The sequence below is a fragment of the Allobosea sp. 01N443 genome, assembly GCF_056399325.1.
The window spans coordinates 1-17,035 of the sequence record NZ_JBFTRC010000022.1 but is presented as its reverse complement, the minus strand read 5'-3'; the positions used below and the strand labels follow the sequence as shown (position 1 = coordinate 17,035).

The window sequence follows — 17,035 nt, the reverse complement described above, 5'->3', positions numbered from 1 at the left end:
TCACTCCTTCTCTTGCGCCAGGGCGTTGACGGCAGCGGCCGCCATCGCAGAGCCGCCGCGGCGCCCATGCACGACAAGGAAGGGCACGCGGCCGTCCTGTGCCAGCGCCTGCTTCGATTCGGCTGCACCGACGAAACCGACCGGGATGCCGATCACGGCTGCCGGTTTTGGCGCACCGGCATCGAACATTTCGAGCAGCCGGAAAAGCGAGGTCGGGGCATTGCCGACGACGACCAAGGCTCCCGCGAGATGCGGCCGCCACAGCTCCATGGCCGCGGCCGAGCGCGTTGTGCCGGCCTGTTTGGCCAGTGCCGGCACCTCAGCCTGGTCCAGCGTGCAAATCACTGCGTTGCTGGCCTGCAAACGGGCGCGGGTCACGCCGTTCGCGACCATCTTGGCGTCGCACAGGATCGGAGCGCCGGCGCGCAGCGCAGCCTCCGCCGCATCCGTGAAATCGGCTGACATCTCGACATCGCGCGGCAGGTCGGTCATGCCGCAGGCATGGATCATGCGTACCACCACGCGGGCGGCCGCGCCTGAGAAGCGGGAGAGGTCGGCCTCGGCCCGGATGATGGCGAAGGAGCGCTCATAGATCGCATCACCCTCGCGGATATAGTCGTAGCGCGTGTTCAAACCTGTGGTCCTGAAAACCGGCCTGCGGTCAGGCGGGTGTGAATGTCCTGTCCCGGCTGCAGACGCTGCACAATCTGCGAAAGGTCAAGCCTCGCCATCGGCTTGTCCCGCGTCGTTCCGCCGATGACGACGTCATAGCGGCCGTCATGCCCGACCAGCGTGAGGTCGGCGGGGCCTGATTGCGCGCAGGATTTGACGCAGGCCGATAGATGCAGGCTGAGGCCAGCAGCAAGGAGCGAGGCTGCCGCTTCGGCCAGGACTGCGGCATCGCCCATCGTCTGCGTCTCGCCGCGCAGGCAGGCCGGCTTGCCGGAGCATGCCTGCACTGCAAGCCGTGGATCGGCGTCGCGGGTGATCAGCCCCAGTGCCTCGCATCGTGCGGCGAGGCTCGCGGCGGCATCGTGCTCGAGGCCCAGGAAAGCCAGCCCGCGCCAGGGCGAAAAGCGGATTTCGCTGACGCCATGCGCGCCGGCGGCCTCGCATAGCCGCGACAATGTCCGAGTGTCCGAGCGGCCGAACGGCAGCCCAGCGATCAGGGCAAAACGGGAGGCGCGCAACGCGAAGAGCCCGACCCGCCTCGGCGCGGAGCGAGCCGCCGGCGCACCGGCCGGCGCTATCGAGCGGGCCTCGGTCAGCGCRCTAATCTGGTCGTGGTCGAGATCACGCAGGCGATGGATCCTGTCAGCCTCGGCCCGCCGGTATGCCGCAAAGCCCTGCAACAGCCCTGCCGTCACGGCGCCTGCATCACCGGATGCGACCGGGCCAAACCAGCCGCCTTGCGGCAGGCCGATCACGACGGAACCCTGGTCAATCGCAACCACGCGCAGATCGCCGGCAAAGCCATCGAGTGCGAGCTCGCCGCCGCCATCGACGATGACGCTGGTCTTGGGCGGCAACCCTGAGATGGCGCGCCCCTGACGTTCCAGGGATGCGGCCAGAATGGCGGCATCGATCAGGTCGCTCGGATCCTGCCCGGCGAGCGGTGAGGTGAGCACCAGGCGCTGCGGCCCGGGCCCGCCGGCTTCGTCGACGAGCCGCTCCGCGAGCAAGGCCTCGACAAGGGCGGGATGGGCCTCCTGCCGCACACCCCTGATCTGGAGATTGCCGCGGCTGGAAATCTCGACGAGGCCATTGCCCGTCTCTTCGGCCAGATCCGCCACGCGTCGCAATTGTGCGGGCTGCATCTGCCCGCCCGGCGGGTGCAGCCGCACGAGCCAGCCGTCCCCGGTTTCCATCGGCCGGAGCGTGCTCGGGCACCAGCCGCGCCGGAGCGCTTCTTGCGTCGGGGCGGTCATTCCGCCGCGTCCTTGCTGGCGAGGAAGGCGGCCACGGAATTGCGCCGGGTCTGCCAGAGGCCGCGCCGCTCGGCTTCCGTCAGCCGCGCGCGGATCGAGGCAGCCGCGGGCGCATTGGCCTGTTCCAGCGCGCTCCAGATGGCCGGATCCGCGCAATAGGCCTGGAATACGGCGTCGAACAGTCCGTCCGAGGCCGCGTCTGTGCTGGCCGCATAGACGAAGAGTGTGTCGACGGTCTCGGCAAGTTCGGCCGCGCCGCGCCAGCCATGGGCAAGCTGGCCCGCAATCCAGCGCGGGTGGCAGAGCCGGCCATGGACGATGCGCGCAATGTCCTCGGCCAGGGTGCGCGTTTTCGGCGCTTCCGGGTTGGAGCTGTCGAGACTGTAGAGTGCGGCCTCGCTGCCGAGCGCCTGCGCTGCCGCGGCAAAACCGCCGATCACATCGGCCGCGCTGGTCGCTTCGAGAATGTCGCGCCCCGCCGTGTCGCTGACATGAACGAAGGCGCTTGCCGAGGCGACGCGACGCGCGAAGCCGGGATCGGCGCTGGCAAGGCCCTCCGTACCACCGAAGGCATGATCGCTGGCCGCGAGATAGGCGGCGCCAAGCTCGCCGCGGCTCTCCCATTGCCCGTCGAGCGCGCGGTCGGCCATGGCCGCGCCGAAGCGGCCGGGTGCCGGGCCGAAGATGCGTGCGGCGTCTTCGCCGCGCCGGCGGGCTGCAGCAGGCTCGTTCCATTCATCGGCTTCGTCCAGCACTGCTACGGCGCGCGCAGCGGCGTCGAGCAGTGCGATCTGACCTGGGAATGTGTCGCGGAAGGCGCCGGAGATACGGATGGTGACGTCGATGCGCGGGTGATCGAGCTTGGCCAGGGGAATGACGGAAAATCCGGTCACTCGCGTCGAGGCGTGATCCCAGAGCGGCGCGACGCCCATCAGGGCAAGCGCATGTGCGATGTCCTCGCCACCGGAACGCAGAGTGGGCGAGGCCCAGAGATCCATCACGATCCGGCGTGGATAATCGCCGTGGTCCTGGAGATGGCGTGCGATCAGCGACGCCGCGGCGCGCGAGCCGAGGCGCGCGGCGGCCCGGGTCGGGATCGCGCGCGGATCGAGCGTCGAGAGGTTGCGGCCGGTCGGCAGCACATCGCTTTGCCCGCGATGCGGCGAGCCGGCAGGGCCGGGCGGAACGAACCGCCCGGCCAGAGCGCGCAGCAAGTTGTCGCGCTCGTTGCGGGATGACGCGGGATCGTGCGCAGCCCGCCCGAAGACATGCAGCCCATCCCGGAAGGGCAGTTCGGCGATGTCGCAGAGATGCGCGTCGAGCTGGCTCAGTGCGCTCGCCATGTCGAGATCGGGCGTGACACCGCAGGCTTCCGCCAGCCCGCTTGCTTCGGCTCGCCCGCGGATTTCACGGGCGACGATCTCGGCGCGGCGCGGATCGAGGACCTGCGCTTGCGAAAACTCCTCGACGAGATCACGCAGCAGAGCCACTTCGCCGGCTGCATCCACATGCACCAGTTCGGGTGGGAGATGGCCGAGCGTCACGGCCGAAAGCCGGCGCTTGGCAGGGGCCGCCTCACCGGGGTCATCGACGACATAGGGGTAGATCACCGGCAGGCCGCCAACCGCAAGCCGAGGCCAGCAGCTCGCTGAAAGAGCCACCGCCTTGCCCGGCAGCCACTCGGTCGTGCCATGCGTACCGAGATGGATCAGTGCGTCGGCATCGGCAATCCGCCGGAGGCCGAGATAGAAGGCGAGATAGGCATGGCCCGGCGGCGCATCGGGATCGTGATAGCGCAGCTTGCGGTCGGGCGTCGTGTCGCGAGCGGGCTGCAGCGCGATGGTGAGACGGCCATTGCGGACCACACGGAAACGGAAGGCCGAGCCATCGCAGTCACGATCCGCCTCAGGTTCGCCATGGGCCGCGATGAGTGCCGCGCCTGCCGCGCCGGGAATGGCGCCGAGCCAGGCGTGATAATCGGCGAGCGGGACTGCAAACTCTGCTGGCCCTTCAGTCAGCGCCTGCATCAAACGCGTGTCGTCACCATGAGCAAGGTGACCGTCCCGGCTCTGCCTTGGCTCGTCCGGGATGACACTCTGCGCGGAGGGGCCGACATCGTATCCGGTCTGCGCCAGCAGTTCGCAAATGGCCCCGACGCTGGCTGGGGTATCGAGCCCGACTGCAAAGCCGGCCCGTCCTCCGCGCGCCGGGTAGTCGGACATGACCAGGGCGAGGTTGCGCTCGGCAGCCGGCTTGCCGGCCAGCGCGATCCAGCCTGAGGCGAGATCGGCAAGGGCGGCGACACCATCGCGATCAGGAACCAACCGGCGGCTCGTCAGGCCGGTCCTGCTGTCCGTCATCTCGGCCTTGAAGGCGACGGGCAGCGCCCCCAACCGTCCGTCGAATTCAGGCAGCGCCACCTGCATGGCGAGGTCGGCCCCGGAAAGCCCGCGCGGCGAGGCCTCCCAGGCGTCGCGCGGGCTGCCGACCGGCACGGCCTGCAGGATCGGGCAATCGGCGGTGTCCAGCACGAAATCGGCGCTGTTGCGGGCCGAGAACGCGGTGGTGGTGATGATGGCGGCGGGCTTGCGCGCGGCGATCAGGGCCGCAAGTTCGCCGGTGACGGCCGGGTCCTTCAAGCTCGTAAGGGCCAGAATCAACGGGGCATGGCCGCGCGCACTCAGCGCCTCTGCGATCGCCTCCGCCATGGCGGTGTCTCCGGCGGCGACGCTGGAGCGATAGACCAGGATCGGGACTAGCGCGTTCGCGACGGGGCGCTGTGAGAGCGCTTCACGCCATGCGAGCGGAGCACCGCCCGCACCAAGGGCGAAGAGCGCGGGCAAGGGAGTGGGCGCGAGGTCCGAAGCATCGCTTTCGCGGCGAAGGAACGCATCCACCCGTCCAAGCAGCCGGTGCATATTCTCCGCACCGCCGCCGGCGCGGAAATAGGCGAGAAGCTCCGCCGCGAAATGCGGTTCGACGGTGCCGTACTCGGCCAGCCGCTCATCAGGCCGGTCGTCGCCGGGCAGCACGACGAGCGGTATCCCGCCCCGTCGGCAGATTTCCGCATGCTGCTCGATGCCGTAACGCCAGTAGTCCAGCCCGCCGAGACAGCGGATCAGCACGAAGCGCGAATGCGCCACCGTCTTCTCGACGAGAAAATCGACGGAGAGCGGGTGTTTCAGCCGGCGCAGCGAGGCGAGCCTGACGGCGAGCTCGCTTGCGCCGGCCGCGGCCGTCAGCGCCGAAAGGTCGCTGTCGGCGAAGGAGAGCACCAGCACATCCCCTGGCGGCAGGGCGAGATCGACGGCGTCTTCGCCGTCGTCAAGCCTGATCTCGCTTGAGGGGAGGAGGTGCATGGCTCAGCCCGCGAGGGCGGCCTCCACGGACTTGCGATCAAAGCCCTTCAGGCCAATCACCACGAGGCGACCATCCTTGGCTTCGCCGGCCGCCCAGGCGCGGTCGTAATGATGGCTGACCCGACGCCCGACACCCTGGACGACGAGCCGCATCGGCTTACCGGGAATCGCCGAAAAACCCTTCAGGCGCAGCACGCCCTCGGCCTCCGCGGCCCTGGCAACGCGGGCCGCCAGCTCCTCGGGCGATGTCGCCGCGGCGAGAGCGAAATCGAGGCTTTCGAAATCGTCGTGGTCGTGGTCCTCGGCGCTCTCATGGTGAGAGGGGCGTCCAGCGAGATCGGCCTCGGCAGCCGCGTTGAGGCCAATAATCAGGGCGGGCTCGACCTTGCCATGGGCCGTCTCGACGATCTTGATCGCCTTCGGCAGATGCGCGGCGATCTCGGCCTTGACGCGTTCGCGGCCGGCCGCATCGACGAGGTCGCTCTTGTTGAGCAGGATCAGGTCGGCGCAGAGGATCTGGTCCTCGAACACTTCTTCGAGCGGGTTGTCGTGCCCGACCGCGGCATCCTGCGCCGCCTGCGCAGCGAGAGCGGCGGGATCATCCGCGAACTGGCCATCCGCCACGGCCGGACCATCGACCACGGCGATGACACCATCGACCGTGACACGTGACCGAATGGCCGGCCAATTGAACGCGTTGACCAGCGGCTTCGGCAGGGCAAGCCCCGAGGTCTCGATCAGGATGTGTTCCGGCGGGTTCGGCCGGTCGAGCAGCTTTTCCAGCGCTGGCACGAAGTCGTCGGCGACGGTGCAGCAGATGCAGCCATTCGGCAGCTCGACGATGTCCTCCGCGGTGCAGCCGGAAATGCCGCAGCCGTCGATGAAGGAACCGTCGAAGCCGAGATCGCCGAACTCATTGACCAGCACGGCGATGCGCTTGCCCCCTGCATTCTCCAGCAGGTGCCGCACCAGTGTGGTCTTTCCGGCCCCGAGGAAGCCGGTGATGATCGTGCAGGGGATCTTGCCCAGCGAGCGGGCTTGGGGAGCGTTCATGATCTCATCCTTGTTGGCGCGCCGGGAGAGGCGGTACGCGCGCGACCACGCCCTTGCGGAACGAAGCGGGTCTTTCTTTCCAGGGAACGATACCGTTTGCGCTGGCTGCAAAGCTTGCAGCTGCGTCAACGATTTCGGCGATATGGGTGTCTGCGTCGAGATCGCCGATCAGATAGGTCCATTTGCCGTCGGCCGCCAAGGCGACGGTGCAGGGGCGATTGCAGACCGCGAGGCAGTCGACGGGTTCGACCGGAAGCGTCCCGCCGTCGCGCGCGATGCGTTCGCGCAGCGCCTCGGCAAAACCCAGTCCGGGCTGGTCGTAACCCTCCGGCAGGTCCGCCCGCGCGCGCCGGCAGGCGACGCAGACGAAAATGGTGACATCGCCTTCGGGCATAGGCCGGTTCCTTTGCTTCCGGCGCGATCCCGGGGGATCGCGCTCAGCGTCAGGCCTTGGCCGGGGCTGCGGCACGGCGCGTCGCCCAGGGCCAGAGCACGCCGACGGCAAAGCCGGTAGCGAGCCAGAGGGCAGCCTGGAGCGCGAGCGAGAGCGCGGCGAAATGCGCTGCGATTTCGGCCGGGACCTTGCTCTCCGGGGCGGCGGGATGTGGTGCGCCGATCAGATGCGGGACGAGCATGGCAAGCACGGCAAGTGCCCGCAGCCAGCTCGCCTCCGTCCGCAGGAAGACCCAGAGGCCGCCGGCGGTGACGAGCGCGGTGGCGATCCACCAGGTCTGGCGGTGGAGCAGTTCGGCTGACGCGCTGCCGGGCAATTCCGGTGCGAGCCCGGTCGCCGGCACGAGGCCGAAGGCCAGGAAGCCGCAAGCCGCCCAGATCAGTGCGGTCCGTTCAGTGATGGCATCGCCCGCTGCGATCATGCCGCCGAGCAGCAGGGCGGCAAAGCCGATCGCGGTCGCAATGGTGACGATGGTGGTGAAGGCCGTGCGCTGCAAGCCGTCCTGTGGCTTCCACTCGGCGTGGTCGGCTGCGTCGGCGCCGCCATGGGCAAGGACGATCCTGGCATCGCCGGTGAAGCTGGCGTGCTGAAGCTCGGCTGCGCGCAACGCCGTCTCAAAGGTTTCCGCCTTGAGGATCAGCGGCGTGGTGGTGACATGCTGGAGTGCTGCGACCAGGAGCCCAGCAAGAAGCCCGGCCAGAAGACTGACCGTGAGAACACGATTGACCATGTTGCCTTTCCCTCAGTGGCAGGGAAAGGCGAGGGTGTGGCGCGTGTCGTGGGCTGCGTTGTGAACGCTGGTCGAATGGGCGAAGCCGACGGTGAAGATCAGGGCTGCGCCGAGTGCCAGGGCAGCTGCGACAGCCTTGACGCGCTCGGATGCGCTGGCCTGGGTGGTGATCGAAGCCGTATTCGTCGTCATCTCGGTCTCCTTGGCCACCCCGCCGGCAGCCCGCTGGATTGCATCACTCATCGACGGCAGGTCTCCTGGCTCGCGGGTCCGGATCTCTCGCCGCCTTCCCGGGACAATCCCAGTGGCCGATGGCGCGAAACTCGCCGCTTACAGTTGCGGGGGCAGCCGCGGTATCGCACCGCGTTCCCTTTTCACCTCCTTGCAGAGGCACCGTCGGGGATGATCATTAGCCATCTGCACGGTGCTGTGCAATGCAGCGATCGTGATTGCGAGCGCAGTGAAGCGATGTGATCTCTGATGGCCTGTCCCGGCTTGTTTCGCTTCGCTCGCCAGGTCCGTTCCTTAGGCTGATCTTCCCTGGGTTGAGATTTTGGCAGTGGCAGCGATCCTTTCCCCTCTTACCCTCGTTCTGGGCGGCGCCCGCTCCGGCAAGAGCCGCCATGCCGAGGCCCTGATCGAGATGGTGCCGGCGCCCTGGATCTATCTCGCCACGGCGCAGGCCTATGACGATGAGATGCGCGCCCGGATTGCCGAGCACCGCGCCCGCCGGTCGCAGGATTGGATGACCATCGATGCGCCGCTGGCCCTGGCGCAGGCGATCCGCGCGGTTCCCGCGGGGCAACCTGCCCTGGTGGACTGCCTGACGCTCTGGCTGACCAACGTGATACTGGCAGAGCAGGATGTGGCGGCTGCAAGCCGGGAACTGGTCGAGGCCTGCGTTTCGGCACGTGGCCCGGTGGTCCTGGTTTCCAACGAGGTCGGGCTCGGTATCGTGCCCGAGAATGCGCTCGCCCGACGGTTCCGCGACGAGGCGGGGCGGTTGCACCAGATGCTTGCGGCGCGGGCCGACCGGGTGATCTTCATGGTCGCCGGTCTGCCGATGCAGGTGAAATGAGCAGGAGGTTCCGATGACGATCGATGCTGACGAGGCCGCCCGCCACAAGGCCAAGATGGAAAAGCGCAAGGCGGTGCAGGATGCCGAGGTCGCCGCCAAGACGATCGAAAAGGGACTCCTGATCGTCAATACGGGGCCAGGCAAGGGCAAGTCGACCGCCGCCTTCGGATTGATCCTGCGGGCTCTCGGCCATGACTGGCGCGTCGGGGTGGTGCAGTTCATCAAGGGCGCCTGGGCGACAGGTGAACGCAAGGCGCTCGACGCCTTCGGCGATCGCATCGTCTGGCACACGATGGGCGAAGGCTTCACCTGGGAAACGCAGGACAAGGCCCGCGACATCGCTGCCGCCGGGCGCGCCTTCGCCAAGGCCAAGGCGTTGATGGACGATCCGGAGATACGCCTGCTCGTGCTCGACGAACTCAATATCGCGCTGCGCTACGACTATCTGCCGCTGGCGGAGGTGGTCGAGACATTGGCGAGCCGGCGCCCTGATCTGCACATCGTCGTCACCGGCCGCAATGCCAAGCCCGAGTTGATCGCCGTCGCAGACCTCGTCACCGAGATGACGGTGGTCAAGCATCACTTCGCGGCGGGCGTGAAGGCACAGGCCGGGATCGAGTTCTGAGGCCAGGGCATCGACCCGAAACGTGGATCGCAGCTTTCGGGAAAGTCGAAGCAAACACAGAAGGTGAGATCGTCGTTCCCGATGCGATGCCCGGTCCGATGAACTAGAGGGCGAGCGCGGTGACGGCCCCCGCAACGGCGAGCCCCCACAGCAGCAGACACGCCCTCCGATAGAGAGCGAGCGCCCGCCGGATATCCGCCGCTTCCGCTTCGGCCCGGCCGTCCCCCATCCACCCGTCGTCGACCCTGACATCGCCATAGACGCGCGGGCCCGCCAGCCGGAGGCCGAGCGCACCTGCCATCGCGGCTTCCGGCCAACCGGCATTGGGCGAACGATGATGGCGGGCATCGCGTCGGACAGCTCGCCACGCATTGGCGGGGTCTGACGTTTTGTCGAGTGCGGCGGCTGCGGTCAGCAGCAGCGCGGTGAGGCGAGAGGCGGGAAGGTTGACGAGGTCGTCGAGACGCGCCGCCGCCCAGCCGAAGGCGAGGTGGCGCGGTGTCTTGTGGCCGATCATCGAATCGGCGGTATTGATCGCCTTGTAGAGCGCGCCGCCCGGCAGGCCGCCGACGCCGAGCCAGAAAGCCGGAGCGACGATCCCGTCCGAGAAATTCTCGGCAAGGCTTTCGATTGCGGCGCGGGAAACTCCGGCTTCGTCGAGGGTTTCGGGGTTGCGGCCGACAATCATCGAAACGGCGATGCGTCCGCCTTTGAGCCCGTCCCGCTCCAGTCCTTCGGCGACCCGTGCGACATGCTCGTGCAGGCTGCGCTGTGCGATGAGGCTGGAGGCGACGAGCGCGAGGGGCAGCCAGCCCAGCGGGCCGAGGCCGCGGCAGAGCAGGGTCAGCCCCCATGAGATGGCGAATGTGGCGGCAAGCAGCAGCGCGAGGGCGAGGCCGCCGGCCGCCTTGCGCACGATGAAGGAGGCGCGCTCGCGATTGAGCATCCGGTCGAGCCGGGAGATCAGCGCACCGATCCAGGTGACGGGATGGCCGATCAGCGCATACAAGCCCTGGGGGTAGCCGAATCCCGCCTCGATGATCAGGGCGGCGGCGAGGAGCGGTAGGGAATCGGACAGGCTCATGCGGGGCGGGAATGGCTGAGGCGGCAGGCAAGGTCTGGCATGGCGGCGATCTGGCACAGGCGAAGGCGCTGTTCCCGGAGGCGCCCGAGCCATGGATCGATCTTTCGACCGGGATCAATCCCATCCCCTATCCGGTTCCTGCGCTGCCGTTAAGCCTCTGGCAGCGCCTGCCGGGAGTGCGGGACGAGGCGGCATTGCTCGCTGCGGCACGCGAGACGTACCGGGTGCCCGAGACGGCCGGCATCGTCGCGGCGCCCGGCACTCAGATCCTGATCGAACTGCTGCCGTGTCTTGCGAACACCGGGCCAGTCGTCGTGATCGGCCCGACCTATGCCGAACATGCGGTGGCCTGGCGCAAGGCGGGGATGGACGTGCGGGAGAGCGCAACGCCCGCGGAGGCGGGCGATGCGGGCGTGGTCGTGCTGGTCAACCCGAACAATCCCGATGGGCGGGTGATTGAGCGCGCGCAACTCACGGCGGTTGCGCGTGACCTGGCCGGACGAGGCGGGTTGCTCGTCATCGACGAGGCCTTCATCGATTTCATGCCCGAGGCGAGCCTGATCCCCGAGCTGCCACCGGCGACGCTGATCCTGCGCTCCTTTGGCAAGACTTACGGGCTTGCCGGCTTGCGTCTGGGTTTCGCGATCGGCGAGGCGCGCCTGACGGAGGCCTTGCGTGCCGCGCTCGGTCCCTGGGCCGTCGCGGGGCCGGCGCTTCATATCGGGGCGCAGGCGCTCAGTGACACGGACTGGCTCGCGGCGGCCGCCGGTGCCCGGGCCAGCGATGCCGCCCGCCTCGATGCCTTGCTGGCGTCGCGAGGCGTGATCGTTGGCGGCACCTCCCTGTTCAGGCTGTTGGCGACGCCGGACGCACCGGCACTCTTCGCCCATCTCGGCCGCGACGGCATCTATGTCCGCCGCTTTCAGAACAATGCGAGCTGGCTACGGCTTGGCTTGCCCGGCGACGAGCCGTCCTGGCAGAGGCTCGCCGCTGCTCTGGCATCCTTTCTGCCTCCTGATGCCGCCTAGGGGGCGCATGCATGGAAGGGCGGGACGGAGCCGTTTCGCATGATTAAGCTGGGTTTTGTCATCACGGGGGAATGCAATGAAGCCTTGGCCGCAGGAAAGAGAACTCACGATCGGCTTCGCGCATGCCGCCTACCAGTTGGGAGCGGAGTTCTCCGCGCGGGCGCGCGCCGCGAGGAGCTTTGAGGTTCGCAGCCTCGATGAACTCAAGGCGCGCGCGCCCGAAGCCGATGTCCTCGTCGTCTCCGGACTCTGGCGCAACGAGCTGATCGCCGCCTGCCCGCGCCTGCGCTTCGTCCAGTCGATCAGCGCCGGCACGGATCAGTTCGACAAGGCCGCCTTCGCCGCGGCCGGCATTCGCCTCACCAGTGCGCAGGGGGGCAATGAGCGCGCCGTTGCCGAACACGCGATGGCGCTCATCCTGGGCCTTACCCGTCAGATCCACCTCGCTCGCGACAACCAGATGGCAAAGCATTGGCGGCCGATGATCGGTGATCGCGCCCGACGCGAGGACGAGCTCGGCGGCAAGACGCTTGTCATCGTCGGCCTTGGACGGATCGGCCTGCGTTTGGCGAGGTTGGCTGCGGCTTTCGGTCTGCGCATCATTGGTGTGCGCCGCAGCGAGCGGCCCGTATCAGGCATCGATGCGATTGTGGCGACGGACAAGCTGGGCACGGTTCTGGCTGAGGCCGATATCGTGGCGTTGACCTGCCCGCTGACGCCCGAGACCGAAGGACTGATCGGCAGCGAGGCGCTGGCCGCCATGCGTCCGGGCTCTCTCCTGATCAATGTTGCGCGTGGCCGTGTCGTCGACGAGGCGGCGCTGCTGGCGGCGCTGGGYTCGGGGCGCCTGGCTGGCGCCGGACTCGACTGCTTCCATGACGAGCCGCTCCCACCGGCCTCGCCCTTCTGGGGGCAGCCGAACGTCATCGTCACCCCGCACAGCGCCGGCGAGACGCGCGCCTATGAGACGAACGTCGTCGACATCCTCCTCGACAATCTCGACCGGCTGGCGCGTGGCGACGCGGAGTTGCACAACCAGATCGTTTAGATCATGGAACCGGAACGAAGTCCGGTCCCATGATCTGACTGTGATCGCATCGGTCTTCCCGGTTTCGGGCCGATACCTGACCGGGCGGTCGCTTACGCCTCGTGCAGCCGGCGGTAGATGCCGTCGGCCTTGACCAGGTCGGCATGGCTGCCCTGCTCGGCGATCCCGGTCGAATCCACCACCACGATCCGGTCGGCATCGCGGATGGTCGCGAGACGATGCGCGATCATCAGCGTGGTGCGGCCCTGCGACAGATCCGCAAGCGATTGCTGAATGGCGCGCTCGGTTTGCGTGTCCAGCGCCGAGGTCGCCTCGTCCAGGATCAGGATCGGCGGATTCCTCAGGAAGATGCGAGCGATGGCGAGGCGCTGCTTCTGCCCGCCCGAAAGCTTGACCCCGCGTTCGCCGATGATGGTGTCGAGCCCGTCGGGCATCGCCGCGATGACCTCGTCGAGCCGCGCGCGCCGCGCGGCCTCGACGATCTCGGCCTCGCTCGCCTCGAGCCGGCCATAGGCGATGTTCTCGCGCATCGTGCCGGCGAAGAGGAAGACATCCTGCTGCACGATGCCGATCTGCCCGCGCAGCGAGGCCAGCGTCATGTCGCGGATATCGATGCCGTCGATGGTGATGCTTCCGCCGCTGACTTCGTAGAAGCGCGGCAGCAGGGAGCAGATCGTCGTCTTGCCGGCCCCGGACGGGCCGACGAACGCGATCGTTTCGCCCGGCTTGATATGCAGGTCGTGCCGCTGAGCACGGGGCGGCCGGTCTGATATGCGAACGAAACGCCCGCATAGCGGATTTCGCCCGAGAGTCTCGGCGCAGTCACCGCATTCGGTCGGTCGGCGATATCAGGCTCGGTGTCGAGGAACTCGGTATAGCGCCGGAAGCCGGCAATGCCCTTCGGATAGGTCTCGATCACCGAATTGATCTTCTCGATCGGTCGGAAGAACACGGCGATGAGCAGCAGGAATCCGACGAAACCGCCCTGGCTCAGGCTGCCGGTGATGACGAGATAGCTGCCGGCGACCATCACCACCATCTGGGTCAGCCGCATGCTGAGATAGCTCAGCGAGATGGTAGCCGCCATGATGCGGTAGGCATCGAGCTTGGTCTGGCGGTAGTTCTGGTTGTCACGGGCGAAGAGCCGCCGCTCGTGCTCCTCGTTGGCGAAGGCCTGGACGACGCGGATGCCGCCGACATTCTCCTCGATTCGCGCGTTGAAGCTGCCGACCCGCCCGAAGAGCTGCTGCCAGTTATGCGTCATGCGCCCGCCATAGCGGCCGGTCAGCCAGCCGGTCAGCGGCACGATCGCGGCAGTGACGAGCGCAAGCTCGGGGCTGACCATGAACATCAGCACGAAGGCGCCGAACAGGGTCATCATCGCGATGAACAGGTCTTCGGGCCCGTGATGCGCGACCTCTCCGATCTCCTCGAGGTCCTTGGTGAGGCGGGCCACGAGATGGCCGGTCTTCTGGTTGTCGAAAAAGCTGAAGGAGAGCTTCTGCAGATGGTCGAACGCCTTCCGCCGCATCTCGGTCTCGATATTGATGCCGAGCATGTGGCCCCAATAGGTCACGATCGCCATCAGCCCGCTATTGAGCAGGTAGATCACCAGCAGTGCGGCGGCGCAGGCGAGGATCAATCCCCAGTTCTGGCCGGGCAGCAGCCAGTCGATGAAGAACTTCACCGCGATCGGGAAGGCGAGCTCCAGCAGGCCCGACAGCACTGCGCAGGAAAAATCCAGCAGGAAGAGGCCGCGATGCGGTGCGTAATAGGCGAAGAAACGGCGAAGCATGATGACGATGTCTTTTCAAATCCGGATCGCGCACGATTATCCGCGGGTCCAGAGGCCGGAACGGGGCCGGCCCCTTCTATAGGCTCTGGCGTGCCGGAGCGGAATGCCGGCGATGCATGGCCGGGCACTGATCACTCATCGCCAAGCCGGGGCCCGGAGCTCCGCCGCACTCCAGATGGGCCACGTCAGCGATTGTAACGCACCGGCACCGCGAGCGAGATCGTGCCGCCCCCGCCGACGCCGGCAGGAGGCGCCGGGACGGGGCTTGCCCTGCGGATCATGCTGACGGCCTCCTCATCGAGCGTGGCATCGCCGGAGCTACCGGCGAGTCGCGCGGACAGGACACGCCCGCCCCGATCGATCGAGAAGGCAATCTGCACCGTGCCGGGACGCGCGCCGCCCGGGAAGCGCTTGTAGCGATTGAGATGGGCGATCAGCATGCCGCGCCATGACGCCGTCGAGGCGGAGGGCGATGCAGCGGAACCGGTTGGCGCGGAGGAAGGAGCAGCGGCGGGCGCGGCCGAGGCGGGGGGCGCGGCGGCTTCCTTGGCCCGTGGCTTCTCGCGCTCGACCGGCTTGCGGCGCTCCACGATGCGTGGCTTGGGCGGCGTCGGCTTGCGTTCGACGACCTTCGGCTTCTCGGGGGCAGGCGGAGGCGGGGGAGCGAGCACGGCTGCAGCATCGGGCAGCTGCGGCAGTTCGGGCAGCTTGATCTCAGGCTCGGGCAGATGGACCGGCTCGGGTATCACCTCGGGTTCCGGAGGCGGCTCTGGCTCCTTGACCGGCTCGGGAACAGGCTCCGGGGTTGGTGGGGGCGGCTCGGCCTCGGTCGCCTGGGGGGCAAGGGGCAGGTCGGCAGCGGGGGYCTCGGGCGCAACGGAAACCGCCGCAAGCTCGATCATCACGGCAGGCTCGGGCGCGCCGGCCGCAGCCTCTCCCGGCCGCCAGCTCAAGGCCAGCCAGGCAATACCGCCATGCGCCGCCACCACGACGAGCCCAGCCGAACTCCAGCGCAATAGCGCCGGCCAGAGGCGTCGTGATGCGCTGCCATCGAGAGACCCGGTCTTCATGGCTTCACACCCGCGACCGGCGCGGCCGCCTGGCCCGTATCCTCGAGCCCGACCAGCGCGATCTTCAGATAGCCGGCATTGCGCAGGAGGTTCATCACATCCATCAGCTCGCGATAGGCGACAGTCCCGTCGGCGCGCAGGAAGACTCTCTGCTCACGGTCGCTGCTGGTTTGCCGGTCGAGGACACTCTGCAGCGCTTCGCGCGGGACGGGGTCGTTGCCGAGCGCGAGCGAGAGATCGCCCTTCACGGTAAGGAAGACGGGCTTCTCGGGCCGCGGCTGCGGCTGCGCGTTGGAGACGGGCAGATCGACGGCGACATCGACGGTGGAGAGCGGGGCTGCGACCATGAAGATGATCAGCAGCACGAGAATCACGTCGATGAAGGGTGTGACGTTGATCTCGGAGACCTCAGCCAGATCGCCGTCCTGCGGATCCTTGAGCGAAACGGCCATCGTTCACTCCGCCGACATCAGCGGCGGCACCGCATGCAGCGAGCGGCCGGGACGCTGCGCCGCACGCCGCGCACGCTCAAGGTCGCGCGAGAGGTGGCGCAGGACGTCGCCCGAGGCGTCCGACAGCACGGCGCGGTAGCCTGCGATCGAGCGCGAGAAGACATTGTAGATGATGACGGCGGGGATCGCCGCGACGAGGYCGATCGCAGTCGCCAGCAGGGCTTCGGCGATGCCGGGCGCGACCACGGCGAGATTGGTGGTCTTCGACTGCGAGATGCCGATGAAGGAGTTCATGATGCCCCAGACAGTGCCGAACAGGCCGACAAAGGGGGCGGTCGAACCAATCGTCGCGAGCAGGCCGGTGCCCTTCGCCATATCCCGGCCGGCACGCGCCTCGCGCCGTGACAACGCGATCGCAACGCGCTCCTTGATGCCGTCATCCGAGAGATCAGCCGAACGGCGGACTTCATCGCGAGCGGCCTGAACCAGCTCGGCGACGACGCTGCGTCGTGCATGGCCGGCAGAGATCCTCTCGGCGGCGATCTCGAGGCTGTCCGCCTCGTCCAGCCGGCGTGCGGCCAGCCGCGCCCTGGTCTTGGCAGCCATCAGCTCCAGGCTCTTGGCGAGCCAGATCGTCCAGGTCACCAGCGATGCGAAGGCAAGCCCGAGCATCACCGCCTTAACGACGATGTCCGCCGCCATGAACATGCCCCAGGGCGAAAGGTCATGAGGAAGCGCAGCAGCGGCGACCGGGGCGGGAGCTTGCGGTGCCGGCAGTTGCTGGGAAACAGCCGTCTGTTCATGGGCGCCGCTCGGGCTTGCGGCCATGTTCGGCGCCGGCGTCGCAGGCGCGGTCGTCGCGGCTGGGGGGGGCGCCGGCTGCTGGGTGGTCGGCGCGCTTGCTGGCGCCTGCGCGAAGCTTGTTCCGATTGCGGGGCCAATTGTGAGGGACAGTGCCAACAGCAGGCTGCCCGCTGCGCTGCGTTTTGCCCGACCAGCGAGGGTGGTCGTGGCTGTACTGCGGCGGGGCTCGTCCTGGGCACTCATACCGGTTGGCTCTCTGCTGTCAGAATGGTGGGCGGTTCATTTCAAGAGGGTAGGCAATAGTTGTACTATTAATTTAGAAAAAATCTAATCTATGAATACTTCTATGGGCGCGTTACTGGCCACTAACAACGCGAATGTCAAAGATAAAGATTGTGGTTGTGCCGAGTTGTAACGATTGTTTGGGCGGTTCGCGGTCAGGGGCGCCGCAGCCCGGCGTAACACTTTATCGCGTCGCCGCTGCCGACCGGTCGTTCGTTCGCCCATGCCGATGATGTCTGCTCAGG

15 protein-coding genes, 1 pseudogene and 1 riboswitch are annotated in these 17,035 nt (G+C 67.6%); of the genes and pseudogenes, 4 read left to right on the top strand and 12 right to left on the bottom strand.

What is annotated here, in order from left to right:
• The 7 genes from AC1DRP_RS08820 to AC1DRP_RS08790 form a co-directional block, all read right to left on the bottom strand.
• Complete coding sequence (locus AC1DRP_RS08820; RefSeq protein WP_441507497.1) at window positions 1-633, bottom strand: precorrin-8X methylmutase; 633 nt, start codon at window positions 631-633, stop codon at window positions 1-3.
• The gene (cobG, locus tag AC1DRP_RS08815; protein WP_441507498.1) at window positions 630-1,928 is read right to left on the bottom strand and encodes a precorrin-3B synthase; all 1,299 of its coding nucleotides are present in this window, start codon (window positions 1,926-1,928) and stop codon (window positions 630-632) included. Before cobG ends, AC1DRP_RS08820 begins: the two co-directional genes overlap by 4 nt.
• Window positions 1,925-5,287 (bottom strand): cobaltochelatase subunit CobN, encoded by a 3,363-nt coding sequence (cobN, locus tag AC1DRP_RS08810; RefSeq protein WP_476768310.1) that lies wholly within the window; start codon window positions 5,285-5,287, stop codon window positions 1,925-1,927. Before cobN ends, cobG begins: the two co-directional genes overlap by 4 nt.
• A 3-nt stretch (window positions 5,288-5,290) precedes the next feature.
• A complete protein-coding gene (cobW, locus tag AC1DRP_RS08805) occupies window positions 5,291-6,340 on the bottom strand; it encodes a cobalamin biosynthesis protein CobW (protein WP_441507500.1) in 1,050 nt (349 codons plus the stop codon).
• A gap of 4 nt (window positions 6,341-6,344) precedes the next feature.
• Window positions 6,345-6,734, bottom strand: coding sequence for a DUF1636 family protein (locus AC1DRP_RS08800; RefSeq protein ID WP_441490350.1), 390 nt, complete (start codon window positions 6,732-6,734; stop codon window positions 6,345-6,347).
• 49 nt (window positions 6,735-6,783) lie between these two features.
• Complete coding sequence (locus tag AC1DRP_RS08795; protein ID WP_441507501.1) at window positions 6,784-7,524, bottom strand: CbtA family protein; 741 nt, start codon at window positions 7,522-7,524, stop codon at window positions 6,784-6,786.
• A 12-nt stretch (window positions 7,525-7,536) separates the two neighbouring features.
• Window positions 7,537-7,767, bottom strand: coding sequence for a CbtB domain-containing protein (locus AC1DRP_RS08790; protein ID WP_441507502.1), 231 nt, complete (start codon window positions 7,765-7,767; stop codon window positions 7,537-7,539).
• Window positions 7,755-7,937: riboswitch (cobalamin riboswitch) on the bottom strand. It overlaps the preceding gene by 13 nt.
• A gap of 140 nt (window positions 7,938-8,077) precedes the next feature.
• On the opposite strand from AC1DRP_RS08790, the gene cobU reads away from it, so the two are divergent.
• Window positions 8,078-8,602: a bifunctional adenosylcobinamide kinase/adenosylcobinamide-phosphate guanylyltransferase gene (gene cobU, locus AC1DRP_RS08785; protein ID WP_441507503.1), complete on the top strand. Its 525-nt coding sequence runs from the start codon at window positions 8,078-8,080 to the stop codon at window positions 8,600-8,602.
• A gap of 13 nt (window positions 8,603-8,615) precedes the next feature.
• Entirely contained in the window at window positions 8,616-9,227 is a 612-nt protein-coding gene (gene cobO / locus AC1DRP_RS08780) for a cob(I)yrinic acid a,c-diamide adenosyltransferase (protein ID WP_441507504.1), read from the top strand.
• Between the two features lie 103 nt (window positions 9,228-9,330).
• Here cobO and cbiB read toward each other — a convergent pair whose 3' ends face one another.
• A complete protein-coding gene (gene cbiB, locus AC1DRP_RS08775) occupies window positions 9,331-10,311 on the bottom strand; it encodes an adenosylcobinamide-phosphate synthase CbiB (protein WP_476768309.1) in 981 nt (326 codons plus the stop codon).
• An 11-nt stretch (window positions 10,312-10,322) separates the two neighbouring features.
• Here cbiB and cobD point away from each other — a divergent pair, with 11 nt between their 5' ends.
• On the top strand, window positions 10,323-11,339 hold the full coding sequence (gene cobD / locus AC1DRP_RS08770) for a threonine-phosphate decarboxylase CobD (RefSeq protein WP_441507506.1): 1,017 nt from the start codon (window positions 10,323-10,325) through the stop codon (window positions 11,337-11,339).
• A gap of 76 nt (window positions 11,340-11,415) precedes the next feature.
• Window positions 11,416-12,387 carry a D-2-hydroxyacid dehydrogenase gene (locus tag AC1DRP_RS08765; protein ID WP_441507507.1) on the top strand — a complete coding sequence of 324 codons (972 nt, stop codon included), beginning with the start codon at window positions 11,416-11,418 and terminating at the stop codon, window positions 12,385-12,387.
• A 92-nt stretch (window positions 12,388-12,479) separates the two neighbouring features.
• On the opposite strand, the pseudogene AC1DRP_RS08760 reads toward AC1DRP_RS08765, so the two are convergent.
• From AC1DRP_RS08760 to exbB, 4 genes and pseudogenes are all read right to left on the bottom strand, one after another.
• Window positions 12,480-14,182 (bottom strand): annotated as a pseudogene (locus AC1DRP_RS08760) (ABC transporter ATP-binding protein).
• Between the two features lie 185 nt (window positions 14,183-14,367).
• Window positions 14,368-15,252 carry an energy transducer TonB family protein gene (locus tag AC1DRP_RS08755; RefSeq protein ID WP_476768308.1) on the bottom strand — a complete coding sequence of 295 codons (885 nt, stop codon included), beginning with the start codon at window positions 15,250-15,252 and terminating at the stop codon, window positions 14,368-14,370.
• Window positions 15,249-15,704, bottom strand: a complete 456-nt coding sequence (gene exbD / locus AC1DRP_RS08750) for a TonB system transport protein ExbD (protein ID WP_441490341.1) — start codon at window positions 15,702-15,704, stop codon at window positions 15,249-15,251. Before exbD ends, AC1DRP_RS08755 begins: the two co-directional genes overlap by 4 nt.
• Before the next feature lie 3 nt (window positions 15,705-15,707).
• Entirely contained in the window at window positions 15,708-16,751 is a 1,044-nt protein-coding gene (gene exbB / locus AC1DRP_RS08745) for a tonB-system energizer ExbB (RefSeq protein ID WP_476768307.1), read from the bottom strand.
• Window positions 16,752-17,035 lie beyond the last annotated feature (284 nt).